Consider the following 13,628-nt stretch of genomic DNA (forward strand, 5'->3'; position numbering starts at 1 on the left):
CAGAAGCAGGATGTGGCGGCATAATAACAAACATCAATGATAGCGAAAGCGCCACCTATGAATGTTGACCTGCACTGCCACAGCACTGCTTCCGATGGCGCCATGGCGCCTGCGGATCTGGTTGCGCGTGCTTATGAAAATGGCGTGCGCGTCTTGTCCCTGACCGATCACGACACCCTCGAAGGCCTCGAAGAGGCCCGGACTGCGGCGCATGCGCTGGGTATGCAGCTGGTCAATGGCGTCGAATTGTCCTGCACCTGGGGCGGTGCGACGATCCACATTCTGGGCTATGGTTTCGACGTCAATGCACCACTTCTGGTCGAGGCAATTGCCCGTTTGCACACCGGACGCTGGCTGCGGGCCGAAGAAATAAGTCGCAAATTGGCGATCAAAGGTATGCCCGGAGCGCTGGAAGGTGCCCGAGCGATCCAGCAAGAGCTCGGCGACAGTGGTAATGCGCCGGCCCGTCCGCACTTCGCGGACTTCATGGTGCGTGAAGGTTTCGTCAAGGATCGCGCCGAAGCGTTCCGCAAATGGCTGGGTGCCGGCAAGCTTGGTGACGTCAAGCTGCACTGGCCTACGCTGGAGGATACCGTCGCGATGTTGCGCGCTTCTGGAGCCTGGGTCAGCCTTGCGCACCCCGCGCACTACGATTTCACCCGCAGTAAACGTCGTAAACTGGTCGCCGAGTTCTTGCAGGCTGGCGGCCATGCCATAGAGGTGGTCAACGGTCTGCAGCCTGCTGAACAGGTCGGGACATTGGCCATCCTGGCTCGTGAATTCGGGCTGCTGGTGAGTGCCGGCAGTGACTTCCACGCTCCTGGCGCCTGGTCCGAGATCGGTATTTATCGACCGTTGCCCGAAGACCTGCCGCCACTTTGGTGTCGATTCAAACATGACCAGCCTACTGCCGCCGTCTGAACAGGAAGATACCGTGAGTCAATTTTTCCAGGTCCACCCGGAAAACCCGCAGCCGCGCCTGATCAAACAGGCCGCAGAAATCATCAAGGCTGGCGGGCTGGTGGTCTATCCCACTGATTCCTCTTATGCATTGGGTTGTCAGATCGGCGACAAAAGCGCCATCGAGCGAATCCGCCGCCTGCGCCAGCTGGACGACAAGCACAATTTCACGCTGATGTGTTGCGACCTGTCGCAACTCGGGCTGTTCGCCAAGGTCGATACCGGCGCGTTTCGTGCGCTCAAGGCGCATACGCCGGGGCCATACACCTTCATTCTCAACGCTACCCGGGAAGTGCCGCGACTGATACTGCATCCCAAGCGCCGCACCATCGGTCTGCGCGTGCCGGGCCATCCCATCGCGCAGGCGCTGCTTGAGGAATTGGGCGAGCCGCTGATGAGCGTCAGCCTGATCATGCCGGGGGACAGCGTGCCTCTGAGTGATCCTTACGAAATGCGCCAGATTCTGGAGCGTCAGGTGGACCTGATCATCGATGGCGGCATCGGCGGGATTTCCGCTTCAACGGTCATCAATCTGGCCGATGGCGAGCCGCAGGTGATCCGCGTTGGCTGCGGCGACCCGACCCCGTTCGGTGTGGAAGCGTAATGACCTCGGCGGAAACCGTGGACAGTCAGGCTGGCGCGCAGCAGGAGTTGCCGTTCGCCATGGTCTATGGCCAGGCAGTTCTGCAGATGCCGGTGGACCTGTATATACCGCCGGATGCCCTGGAGGTTTTTCTCGAAGCCTTCGAAGGGCCGCTGGATCTGCTCCTCTACCTGATCCGCAAGCAGAACATCGATATCCTCGACATCCCGGTGGCCGAAATCACCAAGCAGTACATGGGTTACGTCGAGCTGATGAAAACCGTGCGCCTGGAGCTGGCCGCCGAGTATCTGGTGATGGCCGCCATGCTCGCCGAGATCAAGTCGCGCATGCTGCTGCCGCGTTCGGCGGCTATTGAGGAGGAAGAAGACGACCCCCGCGCCGAGCTGATTCGTCGCCTGCAAGAATACGAGCGCTTCAAGGCTGCCGCCGAAGGCATCGACCGGCTGACCCGAGTGGGCCGGGATGTCAGCGTGCCCCGGCTGGATGCGCCGCAAGCCAGGGCGCGCAAGCTGTTGCCTGACGTGAGTCTCGACGAGCTATTGATGTCCATGGCCGAAGTCCTGCGCCGTGGCGATATGTTTGAAAGCCATCAGGTCAGCCGTGAAGCGTTGTCGACCCGCGAGCGCATGAGCGACGTGCTGGAGCGTCTCAAAGGCGGCGGTTTCGTGCCGTTTGCCGAGCTGTTCACTGCCGAAGAAGGGCGGCTTGGTGTGGTCGTGACGTTTATGGCGGTGCTGGAGCTGGTCAAGGAATCCTTGGTGGAACTGGTGCAGAACGAGCCCTTCGCGGCGATCCATGTCCGGGCGCGAGCCGAATAAGAGCAAATTAATGAACCTCAACGAACCCCGCGAGCTGGCACCCCTGCTCGAAGCTTTTCTGTTGGCCTCGGGCAAGCCGCAATCGCTGGAACGCCTTTTCGAACTCTTTGAAGAAGGCGAACGCCCCGAACCACCGGTGTTCAAGAAAGCCCTGGAACTGCTGCGCAAGTCCTGCGATGGCCGGGCTTTCGAGCTCAAGGAGGTTGCTTCCGGCTATCGCTTGCAGATTCGCGAGAAGTTTTCGCCTTGGGTCGGCCGCCTGTGGGAAGAGCGCCCGCAGCGCTATTCCCGGGCCATGCTGGAAACCATGGCGCTGATCGCTTATCGCCAGCCGATTACCCGTGGCGAAATCGAAGACGTGCGGGGCGTTGCGGTCAACAGCCATATCGTCAAGACCTTGCTGGAGCGCGAGTGGATCCGGGTCGTGGGTTATCGCGATGTCCCCGGCAGGCCTGCGATGTTTGCCACCACCAAGGGCTTTCTCGATCACTTTAACCTGAAGAACCTCGACGATTTGCCGCCGCTGGCCGACCTGCGCGAGCTGGAGCCCGATCCGATCCTCGATTTCGAAGACGCCCCGGTGCCCGCGCACTTGCAGGCCTTGGCCGACGCCAGCCTCGACCCCGACGCCGAACCTGAGCCGCCACGTGACGAAACCAGCTTCCGCAGCCTGCTGGTGGAACTCGATTCCATGGAGCAGGGGTTGAAGATCGACTTCGACGATTTATTGATCAATGAGCCTGATACAGAGTCTGAATTGGCAGACGACCCGGAAGACGACAAGAATCCGGAGGTTTGAACGCGGTGGGTCTGGTCCACCGATGCGCCTGGTTCGCGGGCAAGCCTCGCTCCAACGAATCGGTGTTGGTCGCGCGATAGACAATATCCACAGGACCATCAACCATGAGCAGCAAAAACCCCTGCATCAGCCTCTGTAAATTCGACGATGAGATTTGCATCGGGTGTGGCCGCAGCAAAAAAGAAATCAAAAGCTGGAAGAAGATGGACAAGGGCGAGCGGCACGCCGTGTTGGCCGAATCAGCGGTTCGTCTGAGCAAACTCAAGAGCGCCGGTCGGCGGAAAAAGAAGTAAGCGGCAATATTTCGACTAGCCTGTGATGCGCAATGAGCGCCTTGAGCGTATGATTCGCGACCTTTTGGCGATTCATACTCGCCACAGGCTTTTAGAATTTTCGCTCTGCGGCTATCCACAGCCGGGAGCAGCAGGTCACGCCGGTCCTCGGCGTCCCCTGAATCGACACACCGGGAGGTGCCCAGATGAGTATCAAAGACAAGCAGGACAGCCAGGAAATCGGACCCGCAGGTGAAAAACTGCAAAAGGTTCTGGCGCGCATTGGTGTAGGTTCGCGACGTGACGTCGAAGCCTGGATCAGCCAGGGTCGGATCAAGGTCAATGGCAAGGACGCGACCCTCGGTCAACGCGTCGACATGCATGACGCCATCACCGTCGATGGTCGCGTGATCAAGCGCGAAGAGGCAGCCGAAACGGTTCGCCGCGTCATCATGTACAACAAGCCGGACGGCGAAATCTGCACCCGCGACGACCCTGAAGGTCGCCCGACGGTGTTCGATCGCCTGCCGCGTCCAAAAGAAGGCCGTTGGGTCAACATCGGTCGTCTGGACATCAACACCACCGGTTTGCTGATGTTCACCACCGACGGTGAGCTGGCCAACCGCCTGATGCACCCGTCCTTCGAAATGGATCGCGAATACGCGGTGCGCGTACGTGGCGAAGTCGATGATGACATGCTGGCGCGTTTGAAAGCCGGTGTCGTCCTTGAAGACGGTCCTGCGCGTTTCACCGACATCAAGCAGGCGCCGGGTGGCGAAGGCTTCAACCATTGGTATCACTGCGTGGTGATGGAAGGTCGCAACCGCGAAGTCCGTCGTCTGTGGGAATCCCAGGGTCTGGTGGTCAGCCGTCTGAAGCGCGTGCGTTACGGACCGGTGTTCCTCAATTCCGACCTGCCGATGGGCCGCTGGCGCGAAATGAGCCAGTACGAAGTCGACGTGCTCAGCCAGGAAGTTGGCCTTGAGCCGGTTGCCCAGCCGCAGATGAATGCCAAGACCAAGGACAAGATGGAGCGTTTGCAGCGCCAGTCGTCGCGTCCATTGGGCAAAGGCGAGCGTGTTCGCACCTTGCGTCCGGCAGCGGGTACACCTGCTCCGACCGCTGATCGTACGCCGCGTCAGCCCCAAGTGACCGGCAGCGAGCGTGATCGCCCGCGTGGCGATTCGCCCCAGCGTCCGTCCGGTCCACGTTCGGAATCCGGCCGTGGTCAGCGTCCTGCTGGTTCGCGTAATGATCCGAGCAAACCGTCGCCGCGCACTCCGCGCCCGGCCAACGGTCGTACCGACAACAGCCGTGGCACGCCAGTGGCTGAACGTCCGAACGACGTCAACAAGCGCCCAGCCAAGCCTGCGCACAAGCGTCCAGGCATCACGCTGGTCGACGACGCGCCATCCGGCAAGCGCCGTGGCCCGCCGTCGGGCTCCGGCCAACGCCCAGGCTTCGGTCGTCGCAAGCCGCAGTAATGTAGTGATGTAACAAGAAACGCCAATCGAGAGATTGGCGTTTTTTTTGTCTGCTGTGAGGAGCCTGTGGGAAACCTGTGGGACCGGATTTATCCGGGAAGGCGTCTTCGCGGGCAAGTCGGATCGCCGCCCGCTCGCTCCAACAGAACCACGGAGCTCCTGCGAGAGATAGAGCACTCAGAGATCAAGTCGAATTGAGTCCGGAGATCGGGTCAGGCCCCTTTCCCAGCAGGCCGAACGCAGGTATTGCGCAGTGGGGAACTCGGCATGGATGCCGAGTTAGCCGCACTGGGCCAGGGATGGCCCTTTGCGGCGACCCACGGAGTAATGCCGGAGTGAGGGAAGTCTGAGCTCAGCGAAGACCCGTATGGAGGGGCAAGACTTTTTGGTTACTTTTGGGGCGTTTGCCAAAAGTGACCCGCTGTAAGAGCGGAACCGTAATTCCAGCACACGCCCATAACGGATATGTACTCAGTAACAACGCCTTCCCGGATAAATCCGGTTCCACATGAGTTACCCACCGCCCCCAAGACCTTGTGACAATTGATCCCGACGCTTAACGAGTTGCTGAGCTAATCCATTAGGTGACTTTCGCAGTAATCAGGATGGACGTGTATGCGCACAGGGATGTTCGCGCTGGCTTTCGGGATGCTGCTGTTACGTTTTCTGCCGCAGTTGCCACCGACCTGGTTGTTGCTGTTGATGCCGGTAGTTGCGTTGATGCTGCTGCCGTTTCGCACTTACCCACTGGCATTTTTCTTGTTCGGCCTGACCTGGGCCTGCGCCTCGGCGCAGTGGGCGCTGAATGATCGGCTGCCGCCACGGCTGGATGGCCAGACGCTCTGGCTGCAAGGCAAGGTGGTCGGCTTGCCCAGTCTCGCCGAAGGCGTGGTGCGTTTCGAGCTGGAAGACGCCAAGTCCCGTCGCTCCCGACTACCTGAACGAATTCGCGTGTCCTGGTATGGCGGAACGCCCGTGCGCAGTGGCGAGCGCTGGCGTCTGGCGGTCAAGCTCAAACAGCCCGGCGGGTTGGTCAATCCCCACGCATTCGATTACGAAGCCTGGTTACTGGCGCAGCGGATCGGGGCGACCGGCACCGTCGTCGATGGGCAATTGCTGTCCGCCGCGAGATATGGCTGGCGTGATGCGCTGCGCCAACGACTGCTGGCGGTGGATGCCCAGGGGCGCGAAGGCGGGCTGGCGGCGCTGGTGCTCGGCGACGGTTCGGGCTTGAGCGCGGCGGACTGGCAAATCCTGCAAAACACCGGGACTGTGCATTTATTGGTTATTTCCGGCCAGCATATTGGCTTGTTGGCGGGTGTGATCTACGCGCTGATCGCCGGTCTGGCGCGCTGGGGTTTATGGCCTCGGGCTCTGCCCTGGTTGCCGTGGGCTTGTGGCCTGGCGTTCACAGCTGCGCTGGGTTATGGCTTGCTCGCCGGGTTCGAAGTGCCGGTGCGCCGGGCCTGCGTGATGGTCGGCATGGTGCTGCTCTGGCGTCTGCGCTTCCGGCATCTGGGGGTGATCTGGCCATTGCTGCTGTCGCTCAATGCCGTGTTGATTTTTGAACCACTGGCCAGTTTGCAGCCGGGATTCTGGCTGTCGTTCATCGCAGTGGGGATTTTGCTGCTGATTTTCAGCGGACGCCTGGGTGCCTGGAGCTGGTTACGTAGCTGGACACGGGCGCAATGGCTGATTGCCCTGGGTTTGTTGCCGATCCTGCTGGCGCTAAATCTGCCCATCAGCCTCAGTGGACCCCTGGCCAATTTGATTGCCGTGCCCTGGGTCAGCTTCGTTGCGTTGCCGCTCGCGCTGCTGGGCACGTTGTTGCTGCCGGTTCCGGTCCTCGGCGAAAGCCTGTTGTGGCTGGCCGGTGGGGCGTTGAATGGGTTGTTCTGGTTTCTCGGCTGGGTGGCGGGTTTGGTGCCGGTCTGGTTGTCCGACGCGATGCCATTCTGGGTCTGGGCGCTGAGCCTGTTGGGCGCGCTGGTGTTATTGCTGCCCAGCGGCGTGCCATTACGGCCGCTGGGTTGGCCGCTGGTGATGTTATGCGTGTTCCCGCCTTTGCAATCCGTGCCCCATGGACAAGTGCAGGTGCTGCAACTGGATGTCGGCCAAGGGCTGGCGATCCTGCTGCGCACGCGGCAACACACCCTGTTGTTCGACGCGGGACCGCGCTTTGGTGAGTTCGATATCGGCGAGCGGATTGTGTTGCCGGTCATGCGCAAAGTCGGGGTGCGCAAGCTGGACCTGATGCTGCTCAGCCATGCCGACGCTGATCACGCCGGCGGCGCCCTGGCAATCCAGCAGGGCATGCCGGTTGCCCGGGTCCTGGGTGGCGAGCTGGAACGGCTCGCGCCGCAACTCAACGCGCAGCTGTGTCGGGTCGATGAATCCTGGGAATGGGACGGCGTGAAATTCTCGACCTGGCGCTGGGAGCAGGCGAAAGAGGGCAATCAGGCGTCTTGCGTGCTAATGGTAGAAGCCAACGGTGAGCGGCTGTTGCTGACCGGTGATATCGACGCCGATGCGGAAGAAGCGGCGCTGCACAGTGACTTCGATGTTCGCGCGCACTGGCTGCAAGCGCCGCATCACGGCAGTCGAACCTCGTCGTCCAAGCCGTTTCTGCGTGCAGTCGACCCGCAGGGGGTTTTAATCTCCCGAGGCCGCAACAATGCTTTCGGTCATCCTCATCCTTTGGTCATGTCGCGCTATCACTGGTTCGGCATTCGCACCTACGACAGCGCCAAACTGGGGGCGATCAGCCTGCAACTGGGCACCTTCGGTCAACCCCAGGCCGAACGGGGCCTCCAGCGTTTCTGGCGTGACTCATCCGACGGATATTGATCACAGGCTTCGGCCAGCAGGCGAGCCTATGTTAGAGTGGCGCCACTTTTTTCTGGGGGTCGTCACTGTGTGGGAACTGGTCAAATCAGGTGGCTGGATGATGCTGCCGATCATTCTGAGTTCCATCGCCGCGGTCGGCATCATCATCGAGCGTCTCTGGACCTTGCGTGCCAGCCGCATCACGCCGCCGCATCTGCTGGGGCAGGTCTGGCGCTGGATCCAGGACAAGAAACTCGACAGCGAAAAGCTCAAGGAGCTGCGCGCCGATTCGCCACTGGGTGAAATCCTCGCCGCAGGCCTTGCCAACTCCAGACATGGTCGCGAGATCATGAAGGAATGCATCGAAGAAGCCGCCGCACGGGTCATTCATGATCTGGAGCGTTACTTGAGCGCCCTGGGTTCGATTGCTGCCATGGCTCCCTTGCTGGGTTTGCTGGGTACCGTGCTGGGCATGATCGATATCTTCGGCTCGTTCAATGCCACCGGTAATACGGCCAATGCCGCAGTATTGGCGGGTGGTATCTCCAAGGCGTTGATCTGTACCGCATCCGGGCTGATCGTGGCCATTCCAGCGATTTTCTTTCATCGATTCCTGCAAAGCCGGGTCGACGAACTGGTGGTCGGCATGGAGCAGGAAGCCATCAAGCTGGTGGAAGTGGTGCAGGGCGACCGTGACGTCGATGTCAACGATCCGAGTATCCAGCTCAAGGCTCAGGCTCGGGGCGAGGGCCGCAAGAAGTGAAATTTCGTCGGCGCAAGGTCAGGGAGAACATCGACATCAACCTCGTGTCGTTGATCGATGTGGTGTTCATCCTGCTGCTGTTCTTTATCGTGACCACGACGTTCACTCGCGAAACCCAGCTACGGGTTGATCTGCCGCAGGCGGTCACGGGCACGCCGGACACCGACGCCGACCGCAAGCATCTGGACATCGCCATCAATGCCGACGGGGTTTTTTCCCTGAACAACCAATTGCTGCCAAAAAACGATCTGGCCACGCTGATTGACGCCTTGCAGCGAGAATCGGCTGGCGATACCAGTTTGCCGCTGACAATCAGCGCCGATGGCAAAACCCCCCATCAATCGGTGATTACCGCCATGGACGCTGCTGGCAAACTGGGTTTCAGTCACTTGCGCATGACCACCGTCGAGGCCACATCGGCTAACTGATGGCACTCTCAGACCGCTTGCTTGCCGCCTGGTATGCCGGTCATCCGGCACTGGCGTTGTTACGCCCGCTGGAATGCCTGTATCGCCGGGTCGTCGAAGGCAAACGTGCGCGCTTCCTGGCCGGTCAGGGTGAAATCTACAAGGCACCGATTCCGGTCATCGTCGTCGGCAATATCACGGTCGGTGGTACCGGCAAGACGCCACTGATCCTGTGGATGATCGAACATTGTCGCAGCCGAGGCCTGCGCGTCGGTGTGGTCAGCCGAGGTTACGGCGCTACGCCGCCAGGCCTGCCGTGGCGCGTGACCGCCGAACAACGCGCCGCTCAGGTCGGGGACGAACCTCTTTTGATTGTGCAGCGCACCGGCGTGCCGTTGATGATCGATCCTGATCGCAGCCGTGCGGTACGTGCCTTGCTGGACAGCGAGCCGCTGGACCTGATTCTGTCTGACGATGGTCTGCAACATTATCGGCTGGCCCGGGATCTGGAGCTGGTGCTGATCGATGCGGCCCGCGGCCTGGGCAATCGACGCTGCCTGCCTGCCGGTCCTCTGCGTGAGCCCGTCGAGCGTCTGAACAGCGTTGATGCGCTGCTCTACAACGGCGCCAGCGCTGATCGCGACGACGGTTACGCCTTCCAGCTCAAGCCCGCCGCGCTGGTCAATCTGCGCAGCGGCGAGCGCCAGCCGGTGGATTTCTTCGCGCCGGGGCAAGCCGTTCACGCTGTGGCGGGGATCGGCAATCCGCAACGTTTCTTCAATACCCTCGAAGGGCTACACTGGCGGCCTGTCGCTCACGCGTTCGCCGACCATGCCGCCTACAGCGCGCAGACGCTGACGTTCACGCCTTCGCTGCCCGTGGTCATGACCGAAAAGGACGCCGTGAAATGCCGGCCCTTTGCGGCGGATGACTGGTGGTATCTGGCCGTGGATGCAGTGCCTTCGGCCGCTTTCGTCAGTTGGTTCGACTCGCAGTTATCACGTCTTTTGCCATGATTCGCTCAGGATTTCTTATGGACACCAAATTGCTCGACATCCTCGCTTGCCCGATCTGCAAAGGTCCGCTCAAACTCAGCGCCGATAAAACCGAACTGATCAGCAAGGGCGCAGGCCTGGCCTATCCGATCCGCGACGGCATTCCGGTGATGCTGGAAAGCGAAGCACGCACGCTGACGACTGACGAGCGTCTGGATAAATGACGGCGGATTTCACGGTTGTCATTCCGGCCCGCTACGGTTCCAGCCGCTTTCCCGGCAAACCCCTGAAGGAGATCGCCGGCAAGCCGATGATCCAGCATGTCTGGGAACAGGCGCGCAAAAGCAGCGCCGCTCGGGTGGTGGTTGCCACCGATGACCCGCGTATTGTTGACGCCTGCCGCGCCTTTGGCGCCGAGGTTCTGCTGACCCGGGACGACCATAATTCCGGCACTGACCGCTTGGCCGAGGTTGCCACGCAGCTCGGGTTGGCGGCAGATGCCATTGTGGTCAACGTTCAGGGCGACGAGCCGATGATCCCGCCTGCGGTGATCGATCAGGTCGCGGACAACCTGGCGGCGCATCCGGAGGCACTTATGTCGACCCTGGCCGAGCCCATCGACGACGTTGCTGCGCTGTTCAATCCGAACGTGGTCAAGGTCGTTGCTGACATCAACGGTCTGGCGCTGACGTTCAGTCGTGCGCCGCTGCCTTGGGCGCGTGATGCGTTGGCCAGGGATCGCGATCAGTTGCCGGCGGGCGTACCGTACCGTCGGCACATCGGTATTTACGCCTATCGCGCCGGGTTTCTACAGGATTTCGTCAGTTGGGGGTCGTGCTGGCTCGAAGACACAGAAAACCTGGAGCAGCTGCGGGCACTTTGGCATGGCGTGCGCATTCACGTTGCCGATGCTGTTGAAGCGCCACCTGCCGGCGTGGACACCGCTGAAGATCTCGAACGTGTCCGACGCCTGCTGGAGGGTTGACGTTGCAGCTGCAATCCGCCGTTTCTCTCAAGCCGTTCAATACCTTCGGTGTCGATGTGCAGGCGCAGCAATTTGCCGAAGCACATAACGATGACGATGTGCGCGCGGCGCTGGCCTATTGTGCAGCGCACACGCTGCCGCTGATGGTCATCGGCGGCGGCAGCAATCTGTTGCTGACTGGCGACGTCAAGGCTTTGGTACTGCGCATGGCAAGCCGTGGGATTCGCATTGTTCGCGAAGACTGCCTGGAGGCCATCGTCGAGGCCGAGGCGGGCGAGCCGTGGCACCCGTTCGTGCAGTCATGTCTGGAACTTGGCCTGTGCGGCCTGGAAAACCTGAGCCTGATTCCCGGTACGGTCGGCGCTGCACCGATGCAGAACATTGGCGCTTACGGTGTCGAGATCAAAGACGTTTTTCATAGCCTCACCGCCCTCGACCGCCAGACGGGGGAGTTGCGCGAATTCTCCCTGGAAGAATGCGCATTCGGTTATCGCGACAGCCTGTTCAAACACGAGACCGGACGCTGGTTGATCCTGCGCGTGCGCTTTGTTCTGAGTCGTGCCGCGCGCCTGCATCTGGATTACGGGCCGGTGCGCCAGCGTCTGGACGCGCGCGGTATCGCGCATCCAACCCCGCGCGATGTCAGTCAGGCAATCTGCGCGATCCGCAGTGAAAAGCTTCCTGACCCCGCTGAACTCGGCAACGCGGGCAGCTTCTTCAAGAATCCGCTGATTTCTGCTGAACTGGCGGCGCGCATTAAAGTCAGTCATCCGGGTTTGGTGGGTTATCCACAGGCTGACGGGCAGGTGAAACTTGCCGCGGGCTGGCTGATTGAACAAGCCGGATGGAAAGGCTACCGGGAAGGTGATGCCGGTGTGCATCGCTTGCAGTCGCTGGTGCTGGTCAACTATGGTCGGGCCACTGGCACCCAACTGTTGGCTCTTGCGCGGCGTATCCAGGCGGACATCGTTGAGCGCTTCGATGTGGCGCTGGAAATGGAACCTAATCTTTACTGACTCCCTTCTGTCGATTCATGCCTCTGGGCTGAATGCCTTCAATGAGGACCCACCTGATGGATAGCGTTGACTTGAATGTCCTGCGCAGCGTGCTCGATTGGCGTCGTGCCGGGCAGCGCGTGGTGTTGTATAGCGTGGTTCAGACCTGGGGCAGCGCGCCTCGACCACCCGGCGCGATGCTCGCGTTGCGCGAAGACGGCGTGGTCATCGGCTCGGTTTCCGGTGGCTGCATCGAGGACGATCTGATTGCCCGCTTGCAGGACGGACGCTTGCAGCGTGACGGGCAGGGCATCGAATTGATCACTTACGGTGTCACCCTGGATGAAGCGGCCCGTTTTGGCCTGCCTTGCGGCGGCACCTTGCGCCTGACGCAAGAGTGGGTTGGCGATGAACAGTGGGTCGCAGAACTGCTGCAGCGCTGCGAAGACCATCAAATCGTCGCCCGTGAACTGAACCTGCAGACCGGCGAAGTCAGCCTGCACAGCGCGCAACGCGACGATGTGGTGAGTTTTGACGGTAATACCTTGCGCGCTATTTACGGTCCGCGCTGGCGTTTGCTGTTGATCGGTGCCGGGCAACTGTCGCGCTATGTTGCGGAAATGGCCCGTTTGCTGGATTTCGACGTGCTGATCTGCGACCCGCGCACGGAGTTTTCCTTCGGCTGGGAAGATCAGCAAGCCCGCTTCGTGCCGGGAATGCCCGATGATGCCGTGCTGGCCATCGAGACCGATGAGCGCACTGCCGTGGTCGCTCTGACTCACGATCCACGTCTGGACGACATGGCGTTGCTCACGGCGTTGAACTCACCGGCGTTTTACGTCGGGGCGCTTGGCTCGCGGGTCAACAGTCAGAAGCGCCGGGAAAACCTTGCGCTGCTGGGTTTGAGCGAGATGGCCATTGCTCGTTTGCACGGCCCGATCGGCCTGCATATCGGCAGTCATACCCCGGCTGAGATCGCGCTGTCGTTGATGGCCGAAATCGTCTCCATCAAGAACGGCATTGCCCTGCAACAGAAAAAACCGTTGATCACCGAGGCCGCCCATTGACCAATGAGGTCTGCGCCATTGTGCTGGCCGCAGGGCAGGGCAGTCGTTATCGAGCCGTAGCCGGTACTGACCAGCACAAGCTGTTGGCGCGCTGCCTGGGCCTCGACGGGGTTGAGCGTTCCGTGCTGGAACAGGTACTGATCGGGCTGCGCGGCGTTGTGGATAAGTGCCTGTTGATAACTCGCCCGGATTACCCGGAAATCTCCCGGCTTGGCCTGCGCTACGGCTGTGAAGTGGTGTTGCTGGATTCAGCCGGCATGGGCGACAGCATCGCCGCTGCGGTCGCGACTGCGTCTTATTGTCGTGGCTGGTTGGTGGTTCTGGGCGATATGCCGTTTATCCTGCCGGATACGTTGGGCAAGGTGATTGCGTCCTTGCAGGACGATTGCATCAGTGTGCCTGTTCATCAAGGTGAGCGCGGTCATCCGGTTGGTTTTGGGCACAAGCTCGGCCCTGCGCTGATGACCCTGACTGGCGATCAAGGCGCCAAGCGTCTGTTTCAGACGTCGCTTGTAGCGGTTGTCGAAGTGGATGATCCGGGCGTGCTGTGGGATGTAGACGTGCCCGAAGCCCTGATCTTCAAGCCGTAACCGGCTAACCTGTTTAAGTCCCAAAACGCTTTATCGAGGACAAGTCCTCTCCCACAGAAGTAT

At 60.8% G+C, this 13,628-nt stretch carries 15 protein-coding genes; all 15 read left to right on the top strand.

The window, feature by feature from the left end; translation table 11 throughout:
- Positions 1-57 precede the first annotated feature (57 nt).
- The 15 genes from ACP7E4_RS04300 (at position 58) to ACP7E4_RS04370 (ending at position 13,565) form a co-directional block, all read left to right on the top strand.
- A complete protein-coding gene (locus ACP7E4_RS04300) occupies positions 58-921 on the top strand; it encodes a PHP domain-containing protein (RefSeq protein WP_065833369.1) in 864 nt (287 codons plus the stop codon).
- Positions 922-934: 13 nt separating this feature from the next.
- Positions 935-1,564 (top strand): L-threonylcarbamoyladenylate synthase, encoded by a 630-nt coding sequence (locus tag ACP7E4_RS04305; protein ID WP_426111576.1) that lies wholly within the window; start codon positions 935-937, stop codon positions 1,562-1,564.
- 119 nt (positions 1,565-1,683) lie between these two features.
- A complete protein-coding gene (locus tag ACP7E4_RS04310; RefSeq protein ID WP_426112060.1) occupies positions 1,684-2,382 on the top strand; it encodes a segregation and condensation protein A in 699 nt (232 codons plus the stop codon).
- Positions 2,383-2,392: 10 nt separating this feature from the next.
- Positions 2,393-3,181, top strand: coding sequence for an SMC-Scp complex subunit ScpB (scpB, locus tag ACP7E4_RS04315; protein WP_426111574.1), 789 nt, complete (start codon positions 2,393-2,395; stop codon positions 3,179-3,181).
- A gap of 104 nt (positions 3,182-3,285) precedes the next feature.
- Positions 3,286-3,474, top strand: coding sequence for a DUF1289 domain-containing protein (locus ACP7E4_RS04320; RefSeq protein WP_426111572.1), 189 nt, complete (start codon positions 3,286-3,288; stop codon positions 3,472-3,474).
- A 185-nt stretch (positions 3,475-3,659) separates the two neighbouring features.
- On the top strand, positions 3,660-4,937 hold the full coding sequence (rluB, locus tag ACP7E4_RS04325) for a 23S rRNA pseudouridine(2605) synthase RluB (protein WP_426111570.1): 1,278 nt from the start codon (positions 3,660-3,662) through the stop codon (positions 4,935-4,937).
- 615 nt (positions 4,938-5,552) lie between these two features.
- On the top strand, positions 5,553-7,784 hold the full coding sequence (locus ACP7E4_RS04330) for a DNA internalization-related competence protein ComEC/Rec2 (RefSeq protein WP_426111568.1): 2,232 nt from the start codon (positions 5,553-5,555) through the stop codon (positions 7,782-7,784).
- A 67-nt stretch (positions 7,785-7,851) separates the two neighbouring features.
- Entirely contained in the window at positions 7,852-8,526 is a 675-nt protein-coding gene (locus ACP7E4_RS04335; protein ID WP_426112058.1) for a MotA/TolQ/ExbB proton channel family protein, read from the top strand.
- On the top strand, positions 8,523-8,954 hold the full coding sequence (locus tag ACP7E4_RS04340; protein WP_020290396.1) for an ExbD/TolR family protein: 432 nt from the start codon (positions 8,523-8,525) through the stop codon (positions 8,952-8,954). The genes ACP7E4_RS04335 and ACP7E4_RS04340 overlap by 4 nt, the downstream gene beginning before the upstream one ends.
- Complete coding sequence (gene lpxK, locus ACP7E4_RS04345) at positions 8,954-9,949, top strand: tetraacyldisaccharide 4'-kinase (protein WP_426111566.1); 996 nt, start codon at positions 8,954-8,956, stop codon at positions 9,947-9,949. Before ACP7E4_RS04340 ends, lpxK begins: the two co-directional genes overlap by 1 nt.
- A gap of 17 nt (positions 9,950-9,966) precedes the next feature.
- On the top strand, positions 9,967-10,152 hold the full coding sequence (locus tag ACP7E4_RS04350; protein ID WP_003174668.1) for a Trm112 family protein: 186 nt from the start codon (positions 9,967-9,969) through the stop codon (positions 10,150-10,152).
- Entirely contained in the window at positions 10,149-10,913 is a 765-nt protein-coding gene (kdsB, locus tag ACP7E4_RS04355; protein ID WP_426111564.1) for a 3-deoxy-manno-octulosonate cytidylyltransferase, read from the top strand. Before ACP7E4_RS04350 ends, kdsB begins: the two co-directional genes overlap by 4 nt.
- Positions 10,910-11,929, top strand: coding sequence for a UDP-N-acetylmuramate dehydrogenase (gene murB, locus ACP7E4_RS04360; RefSeq protein ID WP_426111562.1), 1,020 nt, complete (start codon positions 10,910-10,912; stop codon positions 11,927-11,929). Before kdsB ends, murB begins: the two co-directional genes overlap by 4 nt.
- A gap of 56 nt (positions 11,930-11,985) precedes the next feature.
- Positions 11,986-12,975, top strand: a complete 990-nt coding sequence (locus ACP7E4_RS04365) for an XdhC family protein (RefSeq protein ID WP_426111560.1) — start codon at positions 11,986-11,988, stop codon at positions 12,973-12,975.
- The gene (locus ACP7E4_RS04370; protein WP_426111558.1) at positions 12,972-13,565 is read left to right on the top strand and encodes a nucleotidyltransferase family protein; all 594 of its coding nucleotides are present in this window, start codon (positions 12,972-12,974) and stop codon (positions 13,563-13,565) included. Before ACP7E4_RS04365 ends, ACP7E4_RS04370 begins: the two co-directional genes overlap by 4 nt.
- Positions 13,566-13,628: the final 63 nt, after the last annotated feature.

This window comes from Pseudomonas sp. DSP3-2-3, assembly GCF_049898225.1.
GTDB lineage: Bacteria > Pseudomonadota > Gammaproteobacteria > Pseudomonadales > Pseudomonadaceae > Aquipseudomonas.

Excerpts from the sequence above, each read along its gene's own strand:
- ACP7E4_RS04300 (WP_065833369.1), top strand. The coding sequence starts at position 58 with ATGAATGTTGACCTGCACTGCCACAGCACTGCTTCCGATGGCGCCATG.
- scpB (WP_426111574.1), top strand. The coding sequence starts at position 2,393 with ATGAACCTCAACGAACCCCGCGAGCTGGCACCCCTGCTCGAAGCTTTT.
- ACP7E4_RS04320 (WP_426111572.1), top strand. The coding sequence starts at position 3,286 with ATGAGCAGCAAAAACCCCTGCATCAGCCTCTGTAAATTCGACGATGAG.
- rluB (WP_426111570.1), top strand. The coding sequence starts at position 3,660 with ATGAGTATCAAAGACAAGCAGGACAGCCAGGAAATCGGACCCGCAGGT.
- ACP7E4_RS04330 (WP_426111568.1), top strand. The coding sequence starts at position 5,553 with ATGCGCACAGGGATGTTCGCGCTGGCTTTCGGGATGCTGCTGTTACGT.
- lpxK (WP_426111566.1), top strand. The coding sequence starts at position 8,954 with ATGGCACTCTCAGACCGCTTGCTTGCCGCCTGGTATGCCGGTCATCCG.
- ACP7E4_RS04350 (WP_003174668.1), top strand. The coding sequence starts at position 9,967 with ATGGACACCAAATTGCTCGACATCCTCGCTTGCCCGATCTGCAAAGGT.
- kdsB (WP_426111564.1), top strand. The coding sequence starts at position 10,149 with ATGACGGCGGATTTCACGGTTGTCATTCCGGCCCGCTACGGTTCCAGC.
- ACP7E4_RS04365 (WP_426111560.1), top strand. The coding sequence starts at position 11,986 with ATGGATAGCGTTGACTTGAATGTCCTGCGCAGCGTGCTCGATTGGCGT.